Annotated in this window: 2 protein-coding genes; both read right to left on the reverse strand. The window is 59.8% G+C overall.

The features are described 5' to 3' along the window. A partial coding sequence (locus tag IT585_15130; protein ID MCC6964584.1) for a hypothetical protein occupies positions 1-1,177 on the reverse strand: 1,177 nt, incomplete at its 3' end. A gap of 247 nt (positions 1,178-1,424) precedes the next feature. Continuing rightward, positions 1,425-2,492, reverse strand: coding sequence for a radical SAM protein (locus IT585_15135; protein ID MCC6964585.1), 1,068 nt, complete (start codon positions 2,490-2,492; stop codon positions 1,425-1,427). Positions 2,493-2,665 lie beyond the last annotated feature (173 nt).

A 2,665-nucleotide genomic window follows, 5' to 3' on the forward strand; every position in this document is an offset into this window, starting at 1 on the left:
AGCCTCCGGCCCCAACCCCCGGGTAGAAGAAGGCATGCGGTGGCAGGTCCGACGCCGTCACCGTCAGTGGGTCGTTGTCGGCATCGTAGACCGACAGCGGCAACTGCAGCAGCGAGTCCTCGGCTATTACGATTGGAGCCGGCGGATTGAACACGGGGGGTGAGTTGATCTCTGATCGTATAACATGGAGGGCGACCCGCTCGGAGTCGGTTTCACTACCATCACTTGCCGCCACGAAGATAGAATGCCAGCCCAACTGACTCTCCGTCGGCTGAAAGACAAAGTACGTCGTGTCGAATCCGCGCTCAATGCGGGAGTTTTGCGGCATCCCGGTGATTGTTATGGCCGGTCGCGGGCCGTCCGGATCGCTCGCTGTGATGGCGACCCGTTTTTCGACATCAACCTGGAAATGCTGCAGACCGATCGGACCCAGGACCGGGGGGCGGTTGAGATAATTGCCGTAGGGAAAGAGCAGATGCTGCGGTCCGCTCGCCAGCGAGTTGCGGCAGCCGAAGATGTGCAGCTGAACTTCCTGTAGATCGTCGGTGAGGAACTGCCGCAGCGCGTTGATAACGAACTTGACTTCCTGATTCGCGGTACCGATGCACGTCGGGGTCTGTGAGGTATGTTTGAGATACAGGTTGAGTTCATCGCCAGTGGCTCCCGTGAGGGTATTGGCCGCAAACAAGGCAAAGTAGTGTTGCAGGCAGGTGCCGTTTGTCTGCGTTTGCAGGACCAACGTATCGCCGCGCAGTCCGGGAGCACTAATCACCACATCACGCCCGAGCATCTTTTCGTTCGGCGCGTCGGCGATCACCACCGATTCGATGTGACTCGGGCTGTCGAGATCGCCCGCCTTGACAATCACGGTCGCGGTCGGTGTCGCGTCCTTGGCCTGGCCCGCTCCGACCGGTTGGAGGTTGCTGAGAATCACCCGGAATCCCAGAGACTGACGGCTGCGCGCATACTGCTCTTCGGCGGTCGTTTGGCCAGCAATTGCCAAATCCAGATTAGCCCCCTGCCCCTCGGCCGTGCGCAGGCTGAATGTCGCTTCGGCCAGTCCGTCCCAAATGCACTCGGCCGCACCAACGCAGCGTTGATCGAAATTCACCGATTTGAACGTGACGCGGAATTCTTCGGCACCGAATACCACCTGCTGCCCCAGTTGAATTTGCACCGGTTCGCCGAGCGGTGCAGCCTGGGGAGATGTAGCTTTATCCCGAGAACACTGGAGAAGAAGAATTGTGGCAGTCGCAACCGCCAATGTCGCCGCAGCTTTTCGAAGCAAGCCCGCCTCCTAACTTCTTATTTAGTATATCGGCAGGTGTAGGTTTTAGCAACGGCAAAATCGAGTCCCTAACACATTTTCAAGAACTGAGTATGACCGAGTCGATGGGTTGAGGACTTGACTGAAAGAATGCGGATCAGACGCTCAGCGGCGGATGCACGCCTTCCGTGATACTCGGCTCGGCGAGAGCCAGACAGCGCGGAAACGATGCCGGGAACTCGCCGGTATAGGCGTAAGCGATACCCCGGCAGCCGCCGTGACACTGGTTGAGGTGTTCGCAGGTGTGGCAATGCCCGGTAAGGTGTTTGCAGTCAGAATCGGCCACTTCGGTCATGCGCGGATCATTCCAGATTTCCGCCAATGGCCGCTGCCTGAGATTGCCGACCTCAAAGCGCGGCGAAATCAGGGAGGTGCAGGGATAGACTGCCCCCGTTGAACTCACATATAAGGCCTGTTTGCCGGCGATGCATTCGTGAAATTGGTAATCAGGTGGCAGAGGGCCAAAGGCCGGGTCGAACATCACCATCAACGCATCGGTGGTCTGCGCCTCGACAACAAACTCGCGCAGCTCATCCAAACCGCCAAACTCCAGCCGCCGACGGACGGAATCGGTGCGGCCGCGGCCGGCCGGCACAAAGCCGCAAAAGCGTACGCCGTCGGCACCACTATCGACCGCCAACTTCAGGAGATTGCGTGCATCGTCCAGCGTCTCTTTACCCAGGAGCATCGCCAGATGCAGTTGCAGCCCAGCCGCTTTGACGGCTTTCATCGCCGCGAGGATGGTGGCGAAATCCTCGATGGTGGCGTTGCGCATGCGGGCGTTTCGTTCCGGTGTCGAGCCGTCGACGCTGATTTGGATGGCATAGGCCCCGCCGGCGTGCAGACGCCGGGCGCGCTCGGGTGTCAGCAACAAGCCGTTGGTGGTCACGCCGGAGCGAATCTGACCGCGCGCGAAGGCGTACTCTACCAGTTCATAAAGGTCTTCGCGCAGGAGCGGTTCTCCGCCCGTCCAACCGATTGCGCGCGGCGGGCCGAGCGCGATCAATTGGTCGATCAGCGACTGCAGTTCCGGGGTCATAAGCTCGTTCATCGGTCGGCGCCCGGCCGCTGTGTAGCAGTGCGGGCAGGTGAGATTGCAAACGCGGGTAATTTCGATACCGACGATGTCGGGTCGGCGGCTGTCGGGAGTATGGAGTCCGGTCACGATTGATCCTCAGATAGCGGCACCGGCGCCGAAACGACGCCGGTGTCGGTTTGCGACGCTATTAGTCCTGCAACGGCGGCAGGATCAAGAAGAGCCGCTTGTAGCAGGGGCACGGCTTCGCAATCGCTGTGCTCGGGGTTTCGATGAATTTCATCCATTCACCTCCTGTTGAG

The sequence above is a fragment of the Candidatus Zixiibacteriota bacterium genome (genome assembly GCA_020853795.1).
Taxonomy (GTDB): Bacteria; Zixibacteria; MSB-5A5; order CAIYYT01; family CAIYYT01; genus JADJGC01.